At 26.8% G+C, this 26821-nt stretch carries 16 protein-coding genes; 12 read left to right on the top strand and 4 right to left on the bottom strand.

What is annotated here, in order from left to right:
• Window positions 1-79: 79 nt before the first annotated feature.
• Window positions 80-1480: a sialidase family protein gene (locus tag EPJ72_RS11325; protein ID WP_147732247.1), complete on the bottom strand. Its 1401-nt coding sequence runs from the start codon at window positions 1478-1480 to the stop codon at window positions 80-82.
• A gap of 391 nt (window positions 1481-1871) precedes the next feature.
• Between EPJ72_RS11325 and EPJ72_RS11320 the strand changes: the two genes are divergently transcribed.
• From EPJ72_RS11320 to EPJ72_RS11300, 5 genes are all read left to right on the top strand, one after another.
• Window positions 1872-2582: a hypothetical protein gene (locus EPJ72_RS11320; protein WP_147732246.1), complete on the top strand. Its 711-nt coding sequence runs from the start codon at window positions 1872-1874 to the stop codon at window positions 2580-2582.
• Window positions 2583-2608: 26 nt separating this feature from the next.
• Window positions 2609-3856 carry a DNA-processing protein DprA gene (dprA, locus tag EPJ72_RS11315; protein WP_147732245.1) on the top strand — a complete coding sequence of 416 codons (1248 nt, stop codon included), beginning with the start codon at window positions 2609-2611 and terminating at the stop codon, window positions 3854-3856.
• 18 nt (window positions 3857-3874) lie between these two features.
• Window positions 3875-5986: a type I DNA topoisomerase gene (gene topA, locus EPJ72_RS11310; protein ID WP_147732244.1), complete on the top strand. Its 2112-nt coding sequence runs from the start codon at window positions 3875-3877 to the stop codon at window positions 5984-5986.
• Window positions 5938-6870, top strand: coding sequence for an N-acetylmuramoyl-L-alanine amidase family protein (locus EPJ72_RS11305; protein WP_147732243.1), 933 nt, complete (start codon window positions 5938-5940; stop codon window positions 6868-6870). The genes topA and EPJ72_RS11305 overlap by 49 nt, the downstream gene beginning before the upstream one ends.
• Window positions 6871-6951: 81 nt before the next feature.
• The gene (locus tag EPJ72_RS11300; RefSeq protein WP_147732242.1) at window positions 6952-8793 is read left to right on the top strand and encodes a bifunctional metallophosphatase/5'-nucleotidase; all 1842 of its coding nucleotides are present in this window, start codon (window positions 6952-6954) and stop codon (window positions 8791-8793) included.
• 142 nt (window positions 8794-8935) lie between these two features.
• Here the strand turns inward: EPJ72_RS11300 and EPJ72_RS11295 are convergent, their stop codons facing one another.
• The gene (locus EPJ72_RS11295) at window positions 8936-9898 is read right to left on the bottom strand and encodes an NAD(P)-binding domain-containing protein (RefSeq protein ID WP_147732241.1); all 963 of its coding nucleotides are present in this window, start codon (window positions 9896-9898) and stop codon (window positions 8936-8938) included.
• A gap of 408 nt (window positions 9899-10306) precedes the next feature.
• Complete coding sequence (gyrB, locus tag EPJ72_RS11290) at window positions 10307-12220, bottom strand: DNA topoisomerase (ATP-hydrolyzing) subunit B (RefSeq protein WP_147732240.1); 1914 nt, start codon at window positions 12218-12220, stop codon at window positions 10307-10309.
• A gap of 193 nt (window positions 12221-12413) precedes the next feature.
• On the opposite strand from gyrB, the gene EPJ72_RS11285 reads away from it, so the two are divergent.
• The 7 genes from EPJ72_RS11285 (at window position 12414) to EPJ72_RS13100 (ending at window position 26142) form a co-directional block, all read left to right on the top strand.
• Window positions 12414-15515 (top strand): Eco57I restriction-modification methylase domain-containing protein, encoded by a 3102-nt coding sequence (locus EPJ72_RS11285; RefSeq protein WP_147732239.1) that lies wholly within the window; start codon window positions 12414-12416, stop codon window positions 15513-15515.
• Window positions 15516-15734: 219 nt separating this feature from the next.
• A complete protein-coding gene (uvrC, locus tag EPJ72_RS11275; protein ID WP_147732238.1) occupies window positions 15735-17567 on the top strand; it encodes an excinuclease ABC subunit UvrC in 1833 nt (610 codons plus the stop codon).
• Window positions 17568-17623: 56 nt separating this feature from the next.
• Window positions 17624-20935 carry a helicase-related protein gene (locus EPJ72_RS11270; protein WP_147732237.1) on the top strand — a complete coding sequence of 1104 codons (3312 nt, stop codon included), beginning with the start codon at window positions 17624-17626 and terminating at the stop codon, window positions 20933-20935.
• Between the two features lie 94 nt (window positions 20936-21029).
• A complete protein-coding gene (locus EPJ72_RS11265; RefSeq protein WP_147732236.1) occupies window positions 21030-24050 on the top strand; it encodes an Eco57I restriction-modification methylase domain-containing protein in 3021 nt (1006 codons plus the stop codon).
• 104 nt (window positions 24051-24154) lie between these two features.
• Complete coding sequence (locus EPJ72_RS11260; RefSeq protein ID WP_147732235.1) at window positions 24155-25432, top strand: hypothetical protein; 1278 nt, start codon at window positions 24155-24157, stop codon at window positions 25430-25432.
• A 324-nt stretch (window positions 25433-25756) separates the two neighbouring features.
• A complete protein-coding gene (locus EPJ72_RS11255; RefSeq protein WP_147732234.1) occupies window positions 25757-25966 on the top strand; it encodes a hypothetical protein in 210 nt (69 codons plus the stop codon).
• Between the two features lie 5 nt (window positions 25967-25971).
• A complete protein-coding gene (locus EPJ72_RS13100) occupies window positions 25972-26142 on the top strand; it encodes a hypothetical protein (protein ID WP_158636900.1) in 171 nt (56 codons plus the stop codon).
• Here EPJ72_RS13100 and EPJ72_RS11250 read toward each other — a convergent pair.
• Window positions 26122-26628: a flavodoxin domain-containing protein gene (locus EPJ72_RS11250; RefSeq protein ID WP_147732233.1), complete on the bottom strand. Its 507-nt coding sequence runs from the start codon at window positions 26626-26628 to the stop codon at window positions 26122-26124. The genes EPJ72_RS13100 and EPJ72_RS11250 overlap by 21 nt on opposite strands.
• Window positions 26629-26821: the final 193 nt, after the last annotated feature.

The following is a 26821-nucleotide window of genomic DNA, read 5'->3' as shown; positions in this document are numbered from 1 at the left end:
CCTAATTAAAAACAACAAGGAATATACTTGAAACTATCAAATATATTCCTTGTATCTATTCAATTATTTTTCTCTAAAATTATTTACTTTCTAACTGACTAGATAAATAACTTTGAGTATATCTGCTAAAGAATATATTGAATTTCAAACCTTCAGCTTTTGTATTTCTTTCTTTTTCAGCAGCTACAATTATAGTACCGTCATCTAAAACATCTATAGAAGAGCTTTTACCAGTTATAGCTATTTTAAATGATTTATTTTGAGGCTGATATTGCTGAGCATCAAGTAAATACATATGGTTTTCTCCAGCTGGAGTTTTTACATGTGAGAATAATATTTCATCTTGACCACTACCTTTACCATCATTTTTATAACTAGCAGGCTCATACTGAGTAGAACCATACCAGCCTTTAGCTAATTTCAAGAAACCGAAAGAGCCTTCAGAACCCGCTATTACTGTATCTGTAGCTTGCTGACCTTTTTGACTATCTCCTAATCCCATCTTTCCATCACCGCCTGCAGGATTTGGAACTACTAAATAAGTTACTTTAGTACCATCATATGCTATAGCTTTTGCTTCTTTATATTTACTGAAACCGCTAGTTCTTCCGTCAGCAAAATAAAATCTAGCACCAATTGTAGAATCATTCTCAATGGAAAGTGTGTCGCCAGTAACAGTAACTTTAACAAATGTTACTCCCATCTGTTCTTTAGCAGCACCGTTTATGCCTTGTTCTGCTATAATTATAGGGAGAATTAATTTAGTACCACTCTCATCAGCAATTATGCCTCTTCCTGAATGTGTGCCGAATTGTATATTATTAAGATTAGCATTTTTTACACCTAATTCTTTCCATTCTGCCCATTCTATTGTTGGAATTGCATTTTCACCACTAATGCCTGTAACTGTTCCTACAGAATATTTAAGTTGTGATTTTGGATTTCTATCAGCATAATATTGACCTGTGCGGGATATGCCTGAACCAGCAGAAGCTATTACATATACTTTTTTAGATGTTTTATCAAAATATACTACAGGGGCAGAAACTGCATCGTCTTTGTTCTGAGAGTCTTTAACAACAGGCTTAGGGGCATCGAAGTTGTCGCCTCCGTCCTTGCTTAATAAGTAAACCATGCTTACAGGTTTATCGCCGTTTACACCTATGTCGTTAGCAGAACCGGGATATTGTATTCTTTTCTCAGTTACTATTAAAACATTTGCTCCGCCTAAAGCAACTATTACAGGGTTTCTATAATAGTCGCCGCCACTTTCACTAATAACAGCATAGTCGTTCATAGCATTAGTATCATACTTTTTTAAGTCTTCCCATGTTTTTGTTAAACCGCCTGTCTCATTTTTTACTTCTTGTTCTTTATTAGTGTCGCCTTTAACGTCTGTTATGCCGTTTTTCTTACAGCTAGCAAACACTAAGCTTAAAGCCATAAGCAAAGATAATAAATAAATAATCTTTTTATTCATATAAATCTCCTTATAAAATTTTTGCTTATTTATTAAAATAAAAAATTGTATTAAACTCTTATGAGCGGAAAAGCTTTATACAATTTATTATTTCCAAAAGAACATATTATAGAAAGAACTTTATACCCATACTCTCTATATATATAATATATTAAAATAAAATATAAAGTCAAGTAAAAATTTACAAATTATTTACTTAAATTTCGGATAAAAATAGCTTATTTATTAATTTTTAACCTCAAAAAAAAACTCTATAATTAATTATATTCATTTTTATTTTTTTATCAAGTATTACAAGTATTATCAAATATAATTGTTAATTAATTCTTTACTTTTTTATATAATATAGTATATTTCCTTATGTGAAGGTTTTTATATGAGGTTTTTTAATATGAAAAAAAATTTAAAAATATCATTGCTTATTTTTTCCTGCTTTTTTTTGATGTCCTGCAGTCAAGTGTTTAAAAACAGATTTAATCTAAACCGTGCATACAATCTCTATGAGAAAGGTAAAAATGCTGATGATGACAAAGCTCTTTTAGATGCTGCAGACACTTACAACGATATTATAAACCAAAAAATTTATGCTCAAGACAGATTAGGGGCAGTATATAGAGTGTTGGCAGAAAGAAGCCTCGCAAAAAAACAATATGCCTACTCAGCAAAATATTTTACAGAAGCTCTAAAAATTCTCCCCAACAGCCCATACTTGCGTTATGGTTTAGGATTATCATATGCCAACCTCGCAGAGAGTGCCGACAATGAAGCGCAAAAAACTAACTTTTTAGCCCGTGCAGAAAGCAATATACAATTCGCCATAAACAAAGACCCCAATAACCCAAACTACTATGCAGCATTGTCATCACTCAGAGGCATACAGCAAAATTATTATAAAGAAGCATTAGACTTAATAAACAAATCTCTTGAAACAGACCCCAATAACATAGATTATTTGTTTATACTCGCACGTATACAATACAGTTTAGGAAACGGCAAAGAGTCTATTGAAGCCTATAGAAAAATAGTAAATTTAGCAAAAGAAAACAATATAAAGCAAACAGCCTTAAACAACATAAATCAAATAATAAACCAAATGAATTAGAGTGAGCTTACGGAGAACAAGTTAAAATGCATAGTGATAAAAATACATATCTAATAGCCTTAAATCATATTGACAAAGTAGGCGATAAAAGAATATCCGAGCTTATCACTCACTATGACTCTGTAGAAAATATTTTTGAAGATAAAGAAGAAAATATTAAATTGCTGTTAGAAAAAAAGTTCAAATCACAAATAGGCAATTTTAATAAAAATGAAATATTAGACAAAGCAAACGACATAATAGAAAAATCAAAAGCTCACGGCATTGGCATATTAAGTTTATTTGACGAAGAATATCCATTTAACCTAAAACAAATAGACAACCCTCCGTATATACTTTATTATAAAGGCGATTTAAAAAAGTTAAGAAGAAACTCTATAGCAGTGGTAGGCACAAGATTTCCCACAGATAAAAGTTCTAAATATGCTTTTGATATATCTTCAAAGCTATCTGCATTAAATATATCTGTAGTATCAGGTATGGCTAAGGGGATAGACAAAGAGGCTCATATTGGTGCTATAAGTTCTGGGGCAAACACTGTGGCGGTTTTAGGATGCGGAATAGACAATGTTTATCCTTCAGAGAATTTAAAGGTTTATAATAAATTAATAGAAAAAGGGCTTATAATTAGCGAGTTTGAAGCAGGAAGAAAGCCAGATAAAACTAATTTCCCAAGAAGAAACAGAATAATATCAGGGCTTTCATATGCCGTTGTTATGGTTGAGGCTTCCAGCAAATCGGGTGCTTTAATAACAGTAGACTTTGCACTCAATCAAGGCAGAGATGTTTATATAGCTCCGTACGATGAGAAACTAAAAGAGTATTACGGCAATCATAAGCTTTATAAAGACGGTGCTAAAATAGCATATAATGTGTTGGATATATTAGAAGATTTTGATGATATATTTTCTAATGATGAAGATTATGTTAAAATGAAGCTTAAATATTTTGAGGGCGGAAATATTAACAAAAATAGAGAAGTGAAAAAAGTAAAAAAAGTTAATGATATTAAAGAAAATAATAATGTTTCAAAACAAGAAAATAAATTAGATAATAAAAAGCAAAATAAAAAAGCGAGTATTATAAAACCTAATTTACAAGATGACGAAGCTATAATTTATGATATAATAAGCGAGGTTGAAAAAATACACATAGACGATATAATAGAAAAAACCAATATGAAGACTCAGAGTGTAACATCTTTGCTTATGCAATTAGAGATTAATGGTTTTATAAAGCAATTATCTGGAAAATATTATAGTATAGAGAAATAAAATTTAAGGATATAAAAAATGGCTGCAAAAACTAAAGAGAAAGCAAAAAAAACTAATAAGAAAAAGTTAGTAATAGTTGAGTCGCCTGCTAAGGCAAAAACTATAAATAGATATTTAGGTTCAGATTATGTAGTATTATCATCAATGGGGCATTTAATAGATTTGCCGAGAAGCAGACTAGCTATAGATGTAGACAATGGTTTTGAGCCTGAATATATAACAATAAGAGGAAGAGCTAAGATATTAAATGAGCTTAAAAAAGAGGCAAAGAAATCTGAAGAGGTATTGCTTGCAGCCGATGACGATAGAGAGGGAGAAAGCATTGCTTGGCATATAGGAAATAAGATAAGAAGTATTAACTCTGCTGTACCTATAAAGAGAATAGTTTTTCACGAGATTACAAAAGATGCGCTTAAAGAAGCCATTGATAAGCCAAGAGATATAGACATAGCAAAAGTAAATGCACAAAAAGCAAGAAGGGTATTAGACAGACTTATCGGTTATAATTTAAGTCCTCTGCTTTGGGAGAAGATAAAAAGGGGACTTTCTGCTGGAAGAGTACAGAATGTTGCTTTGCTTATAATCTGCAGCAGAGAAGATGAAATAGAAACATTTGTTCCTGTAGAATATTGGACTTTCGGAGTATTTTTAAAGCACAAAAATAAAGAGTTTTTAGCAGAACTTCAAAAATATAAAGGTGAAAAGCCGGATTTAAAAACAAAAGAAGATGTTGATGCTATAATGGAGCATTTAAAAGACAAGACCTACACAGTATCAAGCATAGAGATAAAAGACAGATTAAGAAACCCAACAGCTCCATACACTACAAGTAAATTACAGCAAGCAGCAAGTACATCTTTAGGCTATAACTCATCAAAGACAATGCAAATAGCACAAACACTCTATGAAGGAGTTTCTATAGCAGGAGAAGCTACAGGACTTATAACATATATGCGTACCGATAGTGTGAGAATATCTCCAGTAGCACAAGAGCAGGCGAGGGATTTTATACAAAAAGAATATGGAAGTAATTATTTACCTCCAGAGCCTCCAAACTATTCTGTAAAAAAGAATGCACAAGATGCTCACGAAGCTATAAGACCTACTAATGTATTTTTAACACCAGATAGTATTAAAGAATATTTAAAACCTGAACAGTATAAACTTTATAAACTTATATGGGAGAGATTTGTATCTTCTCAAATGCTTCCTGCAAAAATGAAAAATACAAGAGCGGTAATTGTTGCAGGCGATTGTGAGTTTGCTGTTTCTTCATCAAAAATAGAGTTTGACGGATTTATGAAAGTGCTTACTATAGACAAAGAAGATAAAGAAAAGGCTTCAAAAATGCCTAGTTTGTCAAATGGTGAAGTATGCGATTTTGTAGAGCATAATCCTCAGCAGCATTTTACAGCACCTCCTCCAAGATATACAGATGCTTCACTCGTAAAAATACTTGAAGAATCAGGAATAGGAAGACCTTCTACTTATGCTCCTACAATAAAAACAATTATATCAAGGCATTATGTACAGAGAAAAGGTAAACAGCTTGTACCGACAGAGCTTGGAAAACTTGTTAATGAACTTATAAGTGAAAATTTCCCAGAGCTTGTAAATATTAACTTTACTGCCGATATGGAAAGTAAACTTGATAAAATAGAAGACGATAATGTAGAATGGAATAATATATTAAAAGAGTTCTATCCTCATTTTTTGGATACGCTCAAAACTGCTGCAGAAAATATTCACAATATGAAAGATTTCTTTAATGAAGAGACTGATTTTGTATGTGAGAAATGCGGTAAGAAGATGATTAAACGTTTAGGAAGATACGGATATTTTATTGCTTGTTCCGGATTCCCTGAATGTAAGAATACTAAGGGTATATCTTTTGGTATTTGTCCTAAATGCGGAGGCGACATTACATTAAAGCGTTCTAAGAGAGGAAGAGAGTTTTATGGCTGTTCCAATTATCCTAAATGCGATTTTGTAAGCTGGGATAAACCTTTGCTTGAGCCTTGTCCTAAATGTAATGGGCTTATGGTAGAGAAAAATATTAAAAACAAAGGATTGTTTAAGGTTTGTATCAAGGAAGATTGTGGTTATTCAGAGGAAATAAAAGAAGAATAATATTATTTTTTGTATTAGCTCTATTTAATACTTGCTTTTTATATTCTCAGAATAATGATAAAATAAAATTAAACAATTTAAATATTACAGCAGAAGAATTAAAAAAAGCTTTTAACCCAGCAAAAAACAAATTTGATTCTAAAGGCATCACAACAATAATAATAGACCCCGGACATGGCGGAAGAGACCCCGGTTCTATTGGTGTTGGAAAGGTATACGAAAAAGATATAGTTTTGTCATTTTCTCTGGAACTAAAAAAAGAATTGGAAAATATACTTCCAAATGTAAAGATAGTATTAACAAGAACAAATGATACCTACCCTACCCTTGCTGAACGTTTTGAAATAGCAAACACTGCAGCAAAAATAAATACAGAAAAAGCTAATAATGCATTATTAATAAGCGTGCATGCTAATGCTTCATTAAGTTCTAGTGCTAAAGGGTTTGAAGCATATTTTGTGAGTGCTCAAGAATCTAGTGAATATGCTAGAGCTGTGTCTATGTTTGAAAATGATGCTTTGGTGAAATTTGATAAAATAGATTCAGCGAAATACGAAGACTACTCATCTCAAATTACTCATAATTATATGCTTATAGAGCAGTATCAAAAAGAAAGCAGAATATTAGCAGAGTCTATTACCGATGAAGTTTATAAAGTATCTGGAGTAGCAAAGAGAACTAAACCTGTACAAAATGCATTGTTTTATGTTTTAAAAGGGGCAATAATGCCTTCTACTCTTATAGAGGTTGGTTTTATCACAAACGCCGATGATGCAAAGTTCTTAAAAAACAAAGAAACAAGACTAAAAATGGTAAAAGCCACAGCAAAAGGTATAAAAAAATATATAGAGCTTTATGACGAGACCAAAGGTTTTACAAAATAATTGTAATTTATTAAAAATAAAATAGATATATCCTTTTTTTTGTATATACTTATATATTGAAATAACAATATGGAGTTTTCAATGAAAAAAGTATATATTATAATTACAATTATTTCATTGTTGGGGTTATTGTCTTGTAATAATTCTAATAATTCTAAAAGAGTTTATCCTGAAGGAGAAATTAATTTTACTATAGTTCAAACTACAGATATACATGGAATGATTTTTCCTTATAATTTTATTACAGATAAAGAAGAAGATACTTCTATGGCTCAGGTAAAAACATATATCAAAAAATTAGAAGATGAAGGTAAAACTATATTATTATTAGATAATGGAGATTCTCTTCAGGGGCAGCCTACAGTTTATTATTATAACTTTGTTGCCACTAATGAGCCTCATATATGGGCAGAAGTACTTAACTATATGAATTATGATGCTGTTGGAGTGGGCAATCATGATGTTGAGTCTGGGCATAATGTTTATGATAAAATAGTTAAAGAGATAAAAGCTCCTTTACTTTCTGCTAATTTAGTAGATGAAAAAACAAAAAATCCATACTTTAAGCCTTACACTATTGTAGAAAAAAATGGAGTAAAAATAGCAATACTTGGTTTAATAGAGCCTGCAATAGATAGGCAACTTCCAAAAGTATTATATGAAGGATTAGCTGTAGAAGATATGGTTGAATCAGCAAAAAAATGGATAAAAACCATAAAAGAAAAAGAGAGTCCTGATATTGTTATAGGGCTTTTCCATGCGGGGGCTAATTACACAGAAGATAAAGAAACTTTCAAAAATGAGAATGCTAGTCAATTAGTGGCTGAGCAAGTTGATGGTTTTGACATTATACTTGTAGGTCATGATCATCAGGGTTGGTCTGGTTTGGGTTATGATGAAGCTACTAAACAAAAAACTAAAGAAGTAAAAAGTCCAAGCGGTAAAGTTGTGCCTATATTTGGAGGAGTTAATGCTGCAAGATTTATACCTTCTATTGATGTGAGTATGACTTACACTAATAATGCTTGGGATATTAAGTTTAAAGGTGAATTAGTTGATGTTTCAAAGTATGAGGCAGATAAAGACTTTTTAAATAATTTTGATTCTTCTAAAAATGCTATACAAACTTGGGTGAGCCGTGATATTGGTAATTTGAACACTAAGCTTACTTCTGATGAGGCTATATTTGGAGACAGTCATTTTTTAAGTTTTATACACAAATTAGAGTTTACTATAGCTAAAGAAGAGTTGGGAGAAGACGTTGATATTAGTTTTGCTGCTCCTTTAAGTAAGGATGCTGTTTTAAATAATGGTGTTGTAGAGGTAAGAGATATGTTTAGTCTTTATCCTTATGAGAATTTCTTTTATGTAATGAAATTAACAGGAAAGCAAATAAAAGATGTTATGGAATATTCTTATGACAGATGGTTTAATACTATGACTAATATTAATGACCATCTAATAGCATTTAAGAAGGATACAAATGGAGAATTAATATTCAATAATAGATATAATTCTTATGATACAGTCACTCCTACCTATAATTATGAAAGTGTTGGAGGCATTAATTATACTGTTGATGTTACCAAACCTAAAGGCGAAAAAGTTATAATAGAATCTTTCACTGACGGAAGACATTTTGAATTAGATAAAGAATATAAAGTTGCTATTAATTCTTATAGAGGCAGCGGCGGCGGCGGTCATTTATCACAAGGTGCTGGAATAGATTTAAAAATTTTGCAAAACATGGATTTGGTATTAAAAGCTACAGATAAAGATTTGAGATATTATATTATAGATTGGTTTGAAAAACAAAATGGAGCTATCACTGTTGAAAAACTTAATAATTGGAAAGTAGTGCCTGAAAATTATGTTGAAGCAGGAAAGAAAAAAGATTATAAATTAATATACCCTAATAATTAAAAAATGTCATAATAAAAAAGCGAATGGCTATTTTTTAGATAACCTTTCGCTTTTTTATAATTTTATTTTAATATTATAATTAAATTTCTAAAACATTATTTATAAACACTTATAGTATCTTTTATAATGTCTTTTAAATAAATTATTTTTTCATTAATTCATCTATATGCTTAACTATATCAAATCCTGCATTCAAAGCCTTAGCGATAGAACCTCCAGATTTATATAATATATCTCCAGCTATAAATAAGTTTTTAACAGAGCTTTCATGTTTGTCATTAACTATAGGCACACCGCTTTCATCTAACTCTATATCACATCTCTTTAAGAAATCTATTGGAGCGACTCCTCCTAAAGCATATATTACTCTGTCATAAGTATCATCAATACCATCAGCATAATGAACCAATACTTTTCCATTACTGTCTTCTATAGATTTAATATCAACACCTAATCTAGGCTTTACTTTACCACTAGAAATATCTTCCTTAATAGTTTCTAAGTTCTTTTCATTAGGTCTTGTAAACTCAAGCTTCCTGTAATTAATTGTAACATCATTATCTTTACCCAAAAGATAAGCATACTCAACAGCTGAGTTTCCGCCACCTACAACCAATATTTTTTCATTTTCTTTACATTTGTAAATATTAAAGTTTACAACAGCATTCAAACTAGCAGGTATATTATAATCAGGTCTATTAGGTCTTCCCATCTTACCAATAGAAGCTACAACATATTTAGCAGTATAAGTTTTATTATCAACAGTATTAACTTCTAAATATTCACCATTTTTTTTAATGGATTCAACTTCAGTATTAAACATAGTTTCAATATAGTTTCCAAATAAACATTCACTAAATAAATCTAATACATCGCCTTTAGTTGCAGTTTCAAATTTAATGTTACCTTTCAAATCTAAAGCTTCTCCTTTATAGTCTTTATCTACTCTTTTATCATCTTTATAAAACTTTCTAATAGTAGTAGAGTGATTATCACCTTTTTCTATAAGAAGCACTTTTTTCATTTGAAGTATAGCAGCCTCAACAGCAGCAGCAATTCCGCCCGGACCACCTCCTACTATAATTAAATCATATATATTATCCATATTTCCCTCCTCAAAAAATATATATCTTTAACATCTAAAACCAATTATTGTTTGAAACATTATAAAACAAATGTTAGAAAAGTCAAACAGTTTTATATGCTAAAAAATTTAAAAGTTTTTTATTCATAGTATATTATTAGCACTTTCCTACAGCTATTTTATTTATACAAAATAATATATATATATTTTGAATATGCTTTACAAAAGACTGTGTTTTTAATTAAAATAATAATACTATACTTATTTTATAAACATATAAAGCTAAAGCATTCACACTTTTCTAAAAGTATCCGAAAGATACAAACTTTTACAAAGTACGCACCACAATAGAATAAAACTCTTTTAGATGCGTAACACTTATAAAAATTTAATAAAATAAGAAATTACAAAATATAAGTTATTTAGTAATTATATATCTAGATTTTTAACATATTTTGCATTAGCTTCAATAAACTCTCTTCTAGGCTTAACTTCATCACCCATAAGCATAGAGAATAATTGATCTGCCTTTTCAGCATCTTCTGTTAATACCTGATACATAAGTCTTGTCTCTGGGTTCATAGTAGTTTCCCATAATTGGTCAGCATTCATTTCACCCAAACCTTTATATCTTTGTATGTCATATTTTCTATCTTTATTTTCTTCTAAGATTTTATCTCTCTGTTCATCGGTGTATGCATAAACAAAATTTTTCTTATCAAAACTAATTTTGTATAGAGGAGGAACAGCTATAAATATATGCCCCAAATCTATTAAAGGACGCATATATCTAAAGAAGAAAGTTAAAAGTAAAGTTCTTATATGTGAACCGTCAATATCAGCATCAGCCATTATGATAATTCTTCCGTATCTTATTTTAGATATATCAAAAGAAGAACCAACTCCGCAGCCTAAAGCAGCTATTATTGGTTTTAAGCTGTCGGTATCTATTATTTTGTCGAGTCTTGCTTTTTCAACATTCAATACCTTACCTCTTAACGGTAATATAGCTTGGAAATGTCTGTCTCTTCCGCCTTTAGCAGTACCGCCTGCAGAATCTCCCTCTACAAGATATACTTCACATTTATCTACTTCCTGCTCAGAACAGTCAGCTAATTTACCAGGTAAAGAATCGCTTTCTAAGGCATTTTTCCTTCTTGCCAAATCTCTAGCCCTTCTTGCTGCTTCTCTTGCATTTGCTGCTGATATTATTTTTTCAAGTATTGCTTTTATTACTTTTGGGTTTTGTGAGAAATAATCATTAAGTCCTTCTACTACAAGTTTTTCTGTTACAGCACGTACTTCTGTATTACCCAATTTAGTTTTTGTTTGACCTTCAAATTGAGGATTAGGTATTTTTACAGATACTACAGCAACTAAACCTTCTCTTGTGTCTTCGCCCATAAATGTTATTTTATTCTTTTTGTCTAATTCAAGTTTTTTAGCAAAATCTGTATAAACTCTTGTTAGAGCTGTTCTAAATCCTACTAAATGCGTACCGCCTTCTGTAGTGTTTATGTTATTACAGTATGTAAATATATTTTCATTATAGGCATCAACATATTGCATAGCCACTTCTACATCTGTCTTATCTTCTGTTTTATGCAAATATATTGGTTTATCATGCAATGTTTTTTTGTTTTCATTGAGGTGGGTGATAAACATTTCTATACCGCCCTCATAATAAAACTCATTACTTACAGGTTTTGACTCTCTTTTATCTATGAGTGTTATTCTTATTCCTCTGTTTAGAAAAGCTAATTCTCTTAATCTATTAGCAAGTATTTTATAGTCATAAATAGTTGTTTCAAATATTTCAGGGTCTGCAGTAAATGTTACTTTTGTTCCTGTTTTATTTGATTTGCCAACCTCTTTAACAGGCTCTTCTGGTATACCTATATGATATACTTGTTTGTAAAGCTTACCATCTTTACTTACTTCAGCAATAAGCTCTGTACTTAAAGCATTAACAACAGATACACCAACACCATGCAAACCGCCAGATACTTTATAAGTTTCATTGTCAAATTTACCTCCTGCATGAAGTTTAGTCATAACAACTTCTAAGGCAGATATTTTGAGTTTCGGATGCATATCAACAGGTATTCCTCTTCCATCATCTTCTACTTCTATTATATTATCTTTTTTTATTGTAACTGTTATATTTTTACAGAAGCCTGCCATAGCTTCGTCTATACTATTGTCAACTACCTCGTATACTAAATGATGCAAACCTTGAGAACCAGTAGAACCTATATACATACCCGGGCGTTTTCTAACAGGGTCTAATCCTTCTAATACCTGAATATTTTTCGAACTATATGTCTTTTCTCCAGTAGCCATTATATAATATCCTCTTCAATACTTAATTAAATTTTAATTGATATATTATACACCTATTTTAATATTATTACAATTAGGGAATGTTAGATAGCTCTAATTATTTAGAGTTATATTCATTTTTATTATTGATTATATATGTAATTAAATTATAATATTATATATTTTTTATAATAGTTAATATTATGAGGATTTTATGAGTTTAGAAAATTTAAAAAATATATGGCTTAAAGAAAAAGATATTTTTAAAAATAAAGAATTAGGCGGACTTCAAGATTTTGTAAAGGAAGTATTGCAAGAAAATGAATTATTTAATTTAAAAAAAGGATTAGAATCTACACCAAATCAAAACCGCAAATATGAGTTTACAATAGAAACTTCTAAAGAAGGAAGAAGACCTGATTATGTAATTTTTATAGATGGAATTAATATAGTTATACCTGTAGAAGTAGAAAGATTTGAAAATATAGAAAATGGAATAGAGCAAGTATTTCAATATCAAAAAGATTGGAATAAAAAATTTTCAATATTAACTGATGGAAATGAATGGAGATTTTACCGTTCTAATAAATATAAATCATTTTATTTAAATGATATGATTTCATCTCCTAAAGATTTTTTAAGTTATTGGAATTCATATATAAAAGAAGAAAATTATTATATAGATTTATTAAAAACAAATGAAGAAGAAAAAATAGAGCAGTTAAATTTAAATAAACAAGAAAATAGATATATATTTTTTGATGATATTACTCAGTTAATAAGTAATTTTAAAGGAAAGATGAAAGCTATAGGAGGTTTTAATAATTTAATTGATAATTCATTTGCAGAAAAACAAGCAGTAGAAACTTCTTATGCTTATTTTATCCAATTTATATTGTATAAAGTGTTAGTTGATAATGGTTATAAAAAATTCAATGACGAATATAATAAAATTCTAAATAAAATTCAAAAAGCATTATTAGATAAAGATTTTTATTCTATCATAATTAATGAAATAAAAAATATATCTGAATATATTTCAAGCAACATTTATAAACCCTTTGCAGAAGAACAAAAAAGTATAAATAAAAAATTAATTGATAACTTGAAAGGAGAAATTGATATTGATGATATATCTCCTTGGCTTGATATTATAGTATTTATTAATAGATATAATTTTTCTGGAATAAAAAATGAAATATTTGGATTTATTTATGAAAATTATTTAAAAGATTTATATCAAGATAAAAATAAAGGGCAATATTTTACAGACCCTGCAGTTGTAAATTTTATGTTAAAAGAAATTGGATATACTGAAGATTATTTAAAAGAAGCTTCAGATGATGAAATATCTTTAATAGATGTAAGCTGCGGAGCTGGTACTTTTCTCTATAGTGCAGTAGATAAAATAATAAATGCTTTCGATGATGGAAGTCTTGATACTTCTAAAAAAATAGAAGAACTTATTGATAAAAATATATTTGGCTTAGATATAGAGGAGTTTCCGCTTTACCTTGCTGAAATGAATATACTTATGAGAATGCTCCCTTTAATAGTTAATGATAATTATGAGAACCCTATTGATAATAAACTAAAAATTTTTAAAACTAAAGACAGCATAAGCGAATTTTTAGAAACAGGTATTAATTCTCTTTCTGATGAAGAATTAGACTTATTTAGTCATATACAAAAAACAGCATTAGATTATCCTTCATTTATGAGAGATGAAAAAGATTTAGAGGATATGCTTTTATCATTAAAAGGAAATGGAGAGCCTAGAAAAAGATTTGATTTTGTTATAGGCAATCCTCCTTATATAGGTTATAATGAATGCTGCCGTCAAGAAATAGAATTCACTAAACTTATTAAAGACAAAAATGATGATTCAATAACATTGGGAAATGTATATGGGGTAAATTTGCATTCTATTCCTAATCATCCTAAAAGATATAGACCTAATCCTAATTTGTATGCTTTTTTTATTGCTTTAGGGTTAGCACTTTTAAAAGATAATGGAAAATTATGTTATATAATACCTCAGACAATATTAACAGCAGGTGATTTAGATGTTTTGAGATATCATTTATCTCATAATACAAAAATAAAAAGCATAAAAATATTTGATAATAATGTTTTTACCAATAGAGGGTTAAAACAAAATAAAGATGTAGCAACTTCATCATTAATTTTATTTGTAGAAAAAAAAGAACTTTCAAATAAAAAAAATAAAGTAAAAATAAGCCATGTAAATTACTCTAATAAGATAAAAAATAAATATTTAGAACAATCTATTTTAATAGATAATATTAATAATTGGAATTTCATAAAGAAAGATGATATGTTTATTAAATTTATTTATGAATATAATAAAAATTTGAGTTCTGATATATATTATGATCATAAACTTGCAAATCAAAATTTTAAAAGTCAGTTTTTTTATGATGGAGGTTATTCTATAGATGAAAAACAGATGTTAATAGAAAAAGATTTTTATATATATCCTAAAATCAATAATAATTTATATAGTATAAGGGATGCATCAGGATATTGGCCTGATGAGAGAAAAAATCCAAAAAATAAAAATTTTATAGGATTGAGACAGGGTAATCAGGAGTATTATTTTTTAGATTCTCCATATAAAGTTATTTGGTCTTATGCCAATGCAAAAAAATTTTTTTATACGGATAAAAAAGTCATATGGGCTAGAAATCAATTCTGTGGTATTGGAAGCAATAATAGAGAAGAAATATTATATTTATTCTCTTTATTAAATTCAAAAATTAATTTCTTTTTATTAAAAGAATTATTATTTTCTAACAATGAAAAAGATTTACTATTATCATTGAGTAGCATAAAAGATTTTATAAAGATACCTATTATTACAAATCAAAATTTAAAGATAAAAAAAGAAATAATAAAATATTCAATTGGTATTTTACACATAGAAAAATATATGTTAAAAGACTTTGTTGATTTTAATACTCAGAAGCAAAAATTTAACAATGTTACTGTTAATAAAAATGAATTAATTTTGACAGACAATAATGGATATATAATAAAACAAAAAATAAAAAGAAAATATCATTTAGTAAAGTCTGTAATTGAAGAAAAATTTAATAACAATAATGAAATATCATTAAATGATTTAAAATTCTCAGACTGCATAGATAAAGAAGAACAAAATATAATTAAAGATTATATAGATGATTTAGTATTTTCTCTATATTTCAACATAGATATAAAAGAACTAGGACTAGCCAATGCTTCAAATATAAAAAAACTATGTATGAAAAATGATTTTTATAATTATATTTAATATTTTTTATATATTTTCAACGGCAATTTTTATGCAATTACCCTCTTTTTTATCAAATATTTTATAGCCTCTTAATATATTATCTAGTTTTATAATATGAGTTATAAGAAAATAGATATTTAGTTGCTATATAAAAAATAAAATATTATTTGATATTAATATCAACACTTATTTTTTGACAAACTTTTTATTTTTTATATAATTATAAAACTTATAATTATGAATAATCAAGTTAAAGAATATATTTCAGAAAAATTAAAACGCCTGCCTACAAAATCTGGCGTATACTTTATGAAAGATAAAGATGCCAATATAATATATATAGGCAAAGCAAAATCATTAAAAAAAAGAGTATCTTCCTATTTTATAGGAAACAATAAAGATGCTAAAACAACAGCATTAGTAGAACATATTAGAGATATTGATTATATAGTTACAAAAAACGAAGTAGAGGCATTAATACTAGAAGCTGAGATGATAAGAAAGCATAAGCCTCATTATAATATACTTCTTAAAGACCAAAAATCTTTTCCTTTTATAGCAATTACAAACGAACATTTTCCAAGAGTGATAAAAGCAAGAAATGTAATAGACAAAGAAAATGCTAAAAAATATAAAAAATATTATGGACCTTATGTTGCGGCTGAGAGGGCTGAAAACATAGTGAAGTTTATAATAGATAATTTTAAACTTAGAAGATGCAAATATGATTTTCCTCTAAAACGAAAAATAAGACCTTGCCTTTATTATCATATAGGTAAATGCACCGCTCCTTGTGCTGATTTGATTGACGAGAAAGAATATGATAAAGATATTGATAATGCTATTATGCTTCTTGAAGGGAATGTTGATGAGCTTGTTGCTAAGATGAAACAGGATATGTTTGTATTTGCAGAGAAGTTAGAGTTTGAGAGGGCAAAAGATTTAAGAGATAAAGTTGACTTGCTTAAATCTATTACAGTTGAGCAGAGTATATATGTACCAGAGAGTGATGATATAGACATTATAGGGGCTTACGGACAAAATGGAGATTACACTATTGTAGTGCTTTCTGTAAAAGGAGGCAAACTTGTAGATAGAAAAACTTTTGCTATGCAAGACAAAAATATTGATGAAGATTCTAATAAATCAAGATATAGTGAAGTTATTTCAGCATTTATTACTCAATATTATACTCATAATAATTTAATACCTGCATCAATAGCTACGGACTTTATAATTAAAGATTTTGATGTTGTAAAGGATTATTTAAAAGAGATATCAGGAAGAGATGTTGAAATAAAACTTGATAACTCAAAGAAAGGATTAATATCTATAGCTAATGAAAATGCAAGACATTTATTTAAAGAGAGGGTATTAATTAGAGAAGTACCTATTGGTCTTACAAGGCTTCAAGAAATATTTAAACTTAAAAAAGCTCCTTCTATAATAGAATCTTTTGACATAGCACATATTCAAGGAAGCTACACTATGGCTGGGATGGTGAGATTTGTTAATGGGATTTCTGATAATAAAAACTATAGAATATTTAATATGAAGACTGTTACAGGTATAGACGACTTTGCTTCTATAAAAGAGGCAGTATATAGAAGATACAAAAGGCTTAAAGAAGAAAACTCTACATTTCCAGATTTAATACTTATAGACGGAGGTAGAGGTCAGCTTAACTCTGCAATAGAAGCTTTAAAAGAATTAGACATAAAAAATCAGCCTATAATGGCACTTGCTAAAAAATTTGAAGAGATATATTTACCAAACAGAGAAGACCCTGTTCAGTTAAATGACAATGAACCTGCAAGATTATTTTTACAAAAAGTGAGAGATGAAACGCATAGATGGGTTAATACTAGTCATGGAAGAAAGAGAAGCAGAGAAATGGTAAAAAGCGAACTTGAAAAAATAGAAGGTTTGGGTAAAAAAGGCATAGAAAAACTTTATTCTCATTTTATTAATATAGACAATATAAAAAATGCTTCATTAGAAAATATAGCTAATATACCGGGCATAAGTTATAAAGCAGCTAATAATATATATAATTATTTTCATAAATAGTTTGATATGATATAATTTCATCATATATAAAAAATAATTTATGGAAGTTTTTATTTATGGAAATAATAGACAATTCTAATAAAAAAGTTTTTGATTTATTTATATCTGAAGAGGAAATCGAAGAGATATGTATACTTTCAGGATATTGTTCTTATAGTGCATTTTATGACATAGCTAATAATGATAAAGCTAAAAAAATGTTTTTAAATACAAAAGTAAAAATCATTATGGGTATGAATATAGACCCAAAAATACATCGTATATATATGAGTTACAGTGATGAAGAAAACAAGAAAAGTAATCAGGAAGAAATTAATGATTTTGAAGAATATAGTATTTTTCAATTAAATAAAAGCGAAGAAAATGCTAAGGTGTTGGAATTATTCAAAGAGAAATGTAAAAATTCCACACTTGAAATAAGAAGTGCTAATGATAAAACTCATGCAAAAATATATTTATTAAAACACAAATTAAAAAATTCTCTAAAAGGCGTAACTGGTGAAGTAATAATAGGCTCAAGTAACTTCTCTTCGTATGGATTAAAAAATCAAAGAGAAATCAATGTTTACGGCAGTGATATATTTAAAGATGCATATAAAATTTTTGAAAGGGAATGGGAATATTCTAAATGTATATTGGATATAAATAATCATAAGGAATTTTTTAATAGGATTGGCATGCAAGATAATGATAATGATTCATTAAAAAATCTTATTAGAACCCCTACTCCTTATGAGATATATTTAAAAGTTATATATGAATATTTTAGCTTTTTTACAAGTGAAGAATTATTATTTAATCCTAATGATTATCATTATTCTAATTATAAATACCAGATTGATGCTATTAAAACTGGCATAAAGAGTATAATGTTGTATGATGGAGTTTTAATATCGGATGTTGTTGGTCTTGGAAAAAGTATCATTGCTTCAACTATAGCAAAGAATTTATTAGAAAAAAAATATGTAGAAGAGATACTTATTATATCCCCTCCAAAAATTATTTATTCTTGGGAAAATTATAATGCAGAGTTTAAATTAAATGCCAAAGTATTTAGTATTGGTTTATTAGATAAAGTATATGATTATGTTAAGAGTCATGCAAAAAAAAGACTTATTATTATTGATGAGGCACATAGATTTGTTAATAACAAAACTGTTTCCTATAGCATTATAAAAGATATATGTGCTATGAATAGAGTTATGCTTATCACTGCAACACCAATGCATAACACCACTTCTGATATATTTTCATTGGTAGATATTTTTGATAGAATTCTAACAACTAATAGAAATATAATAGATATTAAAAATAAAATATTAAAAGAAGAGAGAAAAATTAAATTAGATTATAAAGAAAATGATGATAAAAAAGAAACTAAAAAGAAAATGAAAGATATTTCTAAACAGATTCTAAGTTTAATTAATCCTATTATTATAAGAAGAACTAGAAGGGATTTGATTGAAGATATAGAATATAAAAAAGACTTAGAAAAACAGAAGATTGAATTTAATATTGTTGAAAGTCCAAAATTGCATGATTATAACTTGGGGGATATTTCTAAATTGTATTTTGACACCTTTGAAAAGATTAGTCCTTATGAAGAAAATGATGAAAATGAAGAAAACGAGGAAAATGACAAAAATAAAGAAAATCTTGCTAACAACAAATTTAAAGCCGTTCGTTATGAGCCTTTGGTATATTTAAAATATAATAATGAAAAAGAAAAAGAAATCAGTAACAAAATTATAAGACAAATATACGGAGAAAATATTAATATCGATTTTGCTTCCACTTCTTCTAGAAACTTAACTAAGTTTATGAAACTTTTATTGGTAAGAAGATTTGAAAGTTCTGTTTATGCTTTTAAGAAAAGTATTGATAATATGATTGATAAATATGACAATATAAAATCTTGGATTAATAAGGGGTATTATCCTATTTATAAACGAGGGGACATGCTTTATACAGAAGATTTCTTTAGTTATGAGGATAATGTTGATGAAGATATTGATGATGATGTATTAGATTATGATAAGTTAAATAAAAAATATAAAGATGTAAAATTAATCGAAGATGTAAAAAATGTATTGGATAGTAATTTCTTCACAGAGTTTGAAAATGATTTAAAAGTGCTAAATGAAATAAAAAATGATTGGAAGGATATTGGATTTAATAAAGATAGGAAGTTTAAAAAGCTTATAGAATTATTAAAAGAGTTCCAAAAAGAAAATGATAAAAGAAAAATTATAATATTCACTGAGTTTAAAGATACGGCTGATTATTTGTATGATACCATATGTGAAGATGAAAAATTAAGTGAAATATTAAAACCTATAAAATCTACTTCTCAGTCAAAAAATAGAGATATTATTATAGCGAATTTTGATGCTTCTGTTGATATATCAAAACAAGAAGATGATTACTTTTTATTGATAGCTACAGACACTTTATCTGAAGGTATTAATTTACACAGGGCGGGCATAATAATAAATTATGACATACCTTATAACCCTACTAGAGTAATACAGAGAGTCGGACGAATAAACAGAATAGGAAAAAAATTATTCGATAAAATATATATTCATAACTTTATACCTAGACTCGAAGCCCAAAAAGATATTAAAAATTGGCAGATATCTAATTTTAAACTTAATTTGATAAATGCAATATTTGGAAATGATACTAAAATATTAAAAGATGATGATGAAATTAATTCTTTGTTTTCTTTGAAAAAAGAGAATCTAAATGAAGATGATGATGTTAGTTGGGATAATGAATATAGAGATGTGTTTAATAGATTGAAAAATGATGAGAAACTCTTAAAAAGAATAAAAGAGATAGATAATAATATTGTTGTGAAAAGAAAAGCAGATTTTAAGGGAATTATAGAGATTGTGCGTTCTTCTAATGGAATATTTGGAGCTTTACTAAAAGAATCAAAAATAGACTTTAATATAGAAAATATATTTAAAATATTAAAGGCTAATGAAAATGAAAAATATTTGCCTGCTAGTGAAAAAATTATTGAATTGGAAGAAGAGCTTAAAAGAAAAAAGAATATTAAAACTGCTAATAAAAAATCGGATACTTCTATTATACTTGATGAAATTGCTAAGAATATTGATGATGATGAAAAAAAAGAGTATATTAAAAAATTGTCTTATTTGATAGATAATAAACATCTTACAGAAAAAAATATTAGAGAGATAGATAAATTATTAAAGTCTGAAGTGAATATTGATGTTATTAAAAATATCATCTCTATACAAGAAGCAGAAGATAAATTTAACTACTATACAAATAATTTGGAGAGTGTGTATAAAAATTCTAATTTGATAGTAAAAGAAGAGTTTGATATAGAATGATAATGTTTTAATGAAGTTATTTTTTTAAGTTTATTTTTATGTAATTTTAATATATTATTAGTTTATATATATAATAGTGTTTAAGGATATCTCTATGGCTAAAAACAATAATTTAACAAACATTAGCAATTTTAGATTTGATGAGGCTTATAATAAAGAAAAGTGGGCTTTACATTTTGGGGAGAGTTTTCAAGAGGAGTATGGAGCTATAAGCAATGAAGATGAGATATTAGAGAAGCATAGCGATTTTTTGGAGAAAGTAATTTGGATTGGGGATTTGAATACAGATAATGGCGAAACTATAGGGGTGTATGAAGTTTATATAAAAAACACTAATCTGGCAAGCAGAGTAAAAATTTCAAGGCTATGCAGCAAGATAATTACAGGGGGAGAAAGAAATACTTACGGCAAGGGGATATTTTTTATACTTTATAATGACAAAAAAAATAATTATAGGGTTTCTTATGTGAAGCATGATAAGGTTGCTGTATTGGGCAATAAAGATGTAAGATTTAAGAAAGATTATAGTAATCCTAAGAGATATACTTTTTTGCTTGGGGAGGGTATAAAGGTTCATACTCCAGAAAGCAGACTTAAAAGCGATATTTTTAATAGTGTTGAGAGTATAGAAAATGCTTTTAGTGTAGAGCCTGTAAATAAAGAGTTTTATAATGGGGTTAAAGAGTATTTTGATAATATATATAAAGATGTAATAAAATATTTTAATAAAGATGAGAACAGGGCTAAGGAGTTTGCATTAAGGTTTTTGGGCCGTATACTTTTCTGCTGGTTTTTGAGAGAGAAGGAACTTATACCGAGTGAGATATTAAACAGCAAAGTTTTTGAGAATCTAAAATATAAGAAAAATTATTACAGCGATGTACTTGAGGATTTATTTTTTAATGTACTTAATATTGATATGGAGAAGCGAAGCTTTTCAAAGGATAGAGTAATATCTAATTATGAGAAAGAAATACCATTTTTGAATGGGGGGTTATTTTCCAAGAAGGAAGATGATGAGGCAGTAAAAATCATAGATGATGATATAGTAAAGGGTTTGTTTGAGTTTTTTGAGATGTATAATTTTACTGTAGATGAGAGTGCCCCTTTTGATGTAGAGATAAGCATAGACCCAGAGATGTTAGGTAGGATTTTTGAGAACCTTCTTGCCGAGATAAACCCAGAAACCAAAAAGAATGCGAGAAAAGAAAAAGGGTCATTTTATACGCCGCGAGAGATTGTAGATTATATGGTAATGGAGGCTATAAAGCTTTATCTATATAAAAAACTTCCAGATATAAAAGATAAGATAGATAGGATTTTTGATATTGAAGATAGTATAGAGTATAGCGATAAAGAACGCGAGAGTATTTTAAAGAATATACATGACATGATAATCTTAGACCCAGCCTGCGGCAGCGGTGCTTTTCCTTTGGGTATACTTCAGAGAGTTTTTGATATTATTAATAAATTAGACCCTAATCATGATTTTTATAGAAATTCAATAATTGATAAGTTACCGCCTGTAATTAAAGATGAATTTAATAGGTTATATGATAATAATAAATATAATTATGCTTATAAATTAGGTATTCTACAAAATATGATACATGGATCCGATATACAGCCTATAGCTATTGAAATAAGCAGATTAAGAGCTTTTTTATCTCTAATAGTTGAAGAGAAAAAAAATATTAAAAAAAATAATTTAGGAATTGAAGCTCTTCCAAATCTTGAATTCCATTTTGTATGTGCCAATAGTTTAGTAAAACTAATAGATGAAGATAATGTCTCAGATACTTTTACAAAATTAATTTTTGATGGAATTATAGAGAATATGCAAGAAATATCTAAAAAATTTTTTGAAGCATATACAAAAGAAAAAAAGCAAACAGTATATACAGAATTTGAGGCATTTAAGCATAGAGTATCCAAAATAGAAGCATTAGACCAAGAAACTAATGATATAAAAGAAAATATTATTTCTTGGAATCCATTCACAAATTCAGCATCAAAATTTTTTAATCATAATATACAATTTGGAATAAAAAGAAATTTTGATATAATTATAGGAAATCCACCTTATGGAGCTAAAATTTCATCTAAAGAAAAAAAATATTTCGAAAATAATTATATCACTAGTAGAACAAAAAAGACAACAAAAGGATTGTTAAAAGGTTCGTTAAATACATATTCTTTATTTACAGAAAAATCAATATCATTATTAGAAAATAATGGTATATTAGTTTTTATTACTCCAATATCTATAATAGCAAGCGATTCTATGTGTTTATTACATTCGTTATTAGAAGAAAAATGCGAGTCAATAAAAATTTCAAATTATGCTGATAGACCAAAACAAATATTTAAAGATGCAAGTGTATGTGTATCTATATTGGAATGTATAAAAACTAATACAACTAATAAAAATATTTTATGCACTAAAATGTATAGAAAAAGTAATGAGGATACAATTGATAATATTTTGAATGATTTAGAATTTATTGATGTAAAAGAATTTAAATTATTAGGCAGATATCCTAAAATAAGTAAAGAAATAGAAGTTAATATATTAAGAAAATTGTTTAAGATAAAAAATGATATAGGTTCATTGCTAAAAGATAAAGGCAATCCTATCTATTATAGAATGGCTGGCGGAAGATATTTTAAAGTAATTACTAATTATTCTACTACTAAAGCTGATTCAGAAAAAGTAATTTATTTTGATAAAAAAATTGCTAATACTATAGGTGCTATATTGAGTAGTAATTTATATTTTTGGTATTATCAAATATTCTCTGATAATTTAAATATGAAAAAATATGATATAGAAAGTTTTAAAATTCCTATTGATAAATTAGATAATGATAAAATAAAATATATTGAGAAATTATATTCAAAATATTTAGATGATATAGAAAAAAATGTTATTATTCATGGAAAAACTAATTACAAAAATATAAATTCTTTTAAAGAGTATAAAATTAGAATGTCTAAAAATATAATTGATGAAATAGATGATTTTATATGTCCTTTATATAAACTAACTAAAGAAGAAACAGATTTTATTAAAAATTATGAAATAAAATATAGAATGTCTGGTAAAGAAGATTAAAATTTATAATTTGAGTGAGCAAGAGGTTAAGGTAATTGAGGGAGATTTTTAGGTTTTATGGGTTAGATTAATTAGCATTAATTTATTATTTTAGGAATATTATTTTGATAGAGAAAATTAATATAAATGTTGATAAAATAAAAACATTATCAGATGTACTAAAGAATTATATTTTTATAATAAAAAAAACAAAATTTAAATTAAAGAAAAAAAAACAAATTAAAGAATATAGAGCAATTGATACAATTTATGTTTCTTTAGATAGATTAAATGATACAGCAATATATCTTAATGAAATGGTATTAAATAGAACAAATTCGCCTCAAGCTTTTGATTTTTACGATTTTATTAATAATTCATATGTTATAATTAATTGTATATATCATATTGCTGAAGTTTTCAATATTGATTTATCAGATATTAAAGAAAATAAGTACCATCTACAAAATATAATTGGATTAGATTCTATAAATGATGAATGTTCTGATGATGACTATTTTAATTATATTCGTTCTATATCATCAGTACATCCAATAGTAACGGATAGACATCATAAAATATGTGGAGAGAGTTTTCATACTTCTCCTTTTTCTATATGGCTTAGAGGTATTAATAAAAATACACATTTATGCATAAGAAGATATGTTGATTTTGAAATTAAAGATATACATTTGAACATTTATGATATATATAATCATATTTATTCAAAAATAGATTTTATTGATGAAATAATAAAAAATGTAAATGATTATATATTTATAGAAAAGGAAAAATTAATTAATACAAATATGAAATCTAAAAATGATTTTATAAATTATATAGATTATTTATTTTATTTAAAAGAAGAAGCTAATGATAGGGATATTAATTTTCCATTGTACACAAGTTTAGGAGATAATTTTTTTGTTATAGAATTATTATTAAATAAAAGTGTATCTAATTCTTACAATCAAAATAAAATTGATTTATATAAAAATGCTATTAAATATTCTATAGAATTTTATCATCAATCATTACAATTATTAGATAAAAATTATTCTGGTATAAAATATCCGAATAAAGATAATGAAACTGACTTACTTACATTATTAATATCAGGACTTGAATATCCAAATAATAAAGATTTATTTTATATTTTACCAAAAACTGAATATTTAATTGATACTAATAGAAGTCAAATAGATATAACTTTTGTAAGAAATTTAATATACTCAAATTTTAAAAAATATATGGAAACTTATTTCCAAATTACAGAAAATGAAGATAATGAAGAATTATTTATTTTAATAAAAACAACATTATATTTTTATAATTTAGAAAATAATACAATGCTTAATAGAAATATACCAAATGATTTAAATTATAGATTATTTAATTATTAATAATCTAATATCAAAATATATATTTACTTTGTAGAAAAAAATACTTATTAAATAATCTTTCTTTGACTATAGACTTTATAAGACTATTAATTTATAATATTAAAAAAACAAAACAAAGATACTTACTCAATTGAAAAAGATATTGATAATATCGTATACTCGCTTTATGGCTTGAGTGAGGAAGAAATTAAAGTTATTGAGGGGGCTTAAAAGGAACTATAAGAGGGTTTTATTTTTTATAAGTAGTATTATAATATTATCAGGCATGGGGGATACAGTTTGATTACCATCAATAACCTCACATATTTTTAAAAGGAGATTAAGATGAAATCAAAGGAAAAAAAAGATAGTAAACTATTAGATTGTAATATTGATTTTGATGAGTTATTTCAGATGGATAATAATAAACAACCAAAAAATCCATCTAAATCTAGTAGTTTCAAAACCAATTTTAAAAATGTAACAGAGGAAGAGTCTAATAATATTATAAAAAAAAACTTTAAAAAAATAAAAAAAATATTTGGTGATGAATAATAGTTATGAACAATAATTTCAATTTTTCTTTTATGTTGGAAGATTTTGCAGATATATCAAAACTAATTCCAAGTAAAAAAATGAAAATCATTTCAGATAATATTAAAAGAATATATGATATATGTGGTGCTAAATTTGGATTGAGTTATTTAAGGCTATATGGAGCTTTTATTTAGAAAGTCTATTTTTTTTCCATAATTTTTTAAGAGCATCTCTTCATCTTCTGTTTTTACTGCTTTTCTAGATATTATAGTTTTTAGCATATGCATCATTAAAGCATGATGAATTTTTAATTTATCAAAATCTATGCATCCTCTTAAAAAATAAAACTTTATATTTTCTTTTTCATTAGGATAAAAATTTTTGTCTAATGAAGCATTATAAATATCTTTATCATTAGGATCTCCTATCCCTATAACAACAGAGTATATTTTTTTATTATTATGTAAACTATTATAAAGCTTTCTAATTGTTTTAATGGCAGATAATTTACCAGCATATAATGCACTTACGAATATTATTTTATTATAATCATTTAAAGTATTTAAAGACACATGCCCTATTTCAAATATATCAGCATGCAATTTATCTGAAATCCATTTAGAATATGTTTTAGAAGAACCATATTTACTTTTATAAAGTACAGCAATATCTTTTAGCATATATTTATAATATAATAAATATTTCTTTATTGCAATAACTAATAATTATTTTTATGTTTAGGAGTATGAGATATTGGACATTTTTTAGTATAAAAAAAGCAGTATCCTTGTTATAATATTTTGAACATAAAACAAATAAAAAGGATGCTACTATGAAAAGAGATTATAGCACAGAATTTAAATTATTTATAGT

The sequence above is a fragment of the Brachyspira pilosicoli genome, from assembly GCF_008016535.1.
Lineage (GTDB): Bacteria > Spirochaetota > Brachyspiria > Brachyspirales > Brachyspiraceae > Brachyspira > Brachyspira pilosicoli_A.
The sequence above is the reverse complement of the archived record's forward strand: the minus strand, read 5'-3'. Positions and strand labels throughout refer to the sequence as shown.

What these genes read in the sequence shown, in the direction of transcription:
- gyrB (WP_147732240.1), bottom strand. Translation starts at nt 12,220, where the DNA reads ATGGCTACTGGAGAAAAGACATATAGTTCGAAAAATATTCAGGTATTA.
- EPJ72_RS11320 (WP_147732246.1), top strand. Translation starts at nt 1,872, where the DNA reads ATGAAAAAAAATTTAAAAATATCATTGCTTATTTTTTCCTGCTTTTTT.
- dprA (WP_147732245.1), top strand. Translation starts at nt 2,609, where the DNA reads ATGCATAGTGATAAAAATACATATCTAATAGCCTTAAATCATATTGAC.
- EPJ72_RS11255 (WP_147732234.1), top strand. Translation starts at nt 25,757, where the DNA reads ATGAAATCAAAGGAAAAAAAAGATAGTAAACTATTAGATTGTAATATT.
- EPJ72_RS11270 (WP_147732237.1), top strand. Translation starts at nt 17,624, where the DNA reads ATGGAAATAATAGACAATTCTAATAAAAAAGTTTTTGATTTATTTATA.
- EPJ72_RS11295 (WP_147732241.1), bottom strand. Translation starts at nt 9,898, where the DNA reads ATGGATAATATATATGATTTAATTATAGTAGGAGGTGGTCCGGGCGGA.
- EPJ72_RS11265 (WP_147732236.1), top strand. Translation starts at nt 21,030, where the DNA reads ATGGCTAAAAACAATAATTTAACAAACATTAGCAATTTTAGATTTGAT.
- uvrC (WP_147732238.1), top strand. Translation starts at nt 15,735, where the DNA reads ATGAATAATCAAGTTAAAGAATATATTTCAGAAAAATTAAAACGCCTG.
- EPJ72_RS11285 (WP_147732239.1), top strand. Translation starts at nt 12,414, where the DNA reads ATGAGTTTAGAAAATTTAAAAAATATATGGCTTAAAGAAAAAGATATT.
- EPJ72_RS11325 (WP_147732247.1), bottom strand. Translation starts at nt 1,480, where the DNA reads ATGAATAAAAAGATTATTTATTTATTATCTTTGCTTATGGCTTTAAGC.
- EPJ72_RS11300 (WP_147732242.1), top strand. Translation starts at nt 6,952, where the DNA reads ATGAAAAAAGTATATATTATAATTACAATTATTTCATTGTTGGGGTTA.
- topA (WP_147732244.1), top strand. Translation starts at nt 3,875, where the DNA reads ATGGCTGCAAAAACTAAAGAGAAAGCAAAAAAAACTAATAAGAAAAAG.
- EPJ72_RS11250 (WP_147732233.1), bottom strand. Translation starts at nt 26,628, where the DNA reads ATGCTAAAAGATATTGCTGTACTTTATAAAAGTAAATATGGTTCTTCT.
- EPJ72_RS13100 (WP_158636900.1), top strand. Translation starts at nt 25,972, where the DNA reads ATGAACAATAATTTCAATTTTTCTTTTATGTTGGAAGATTTTGCAGAT.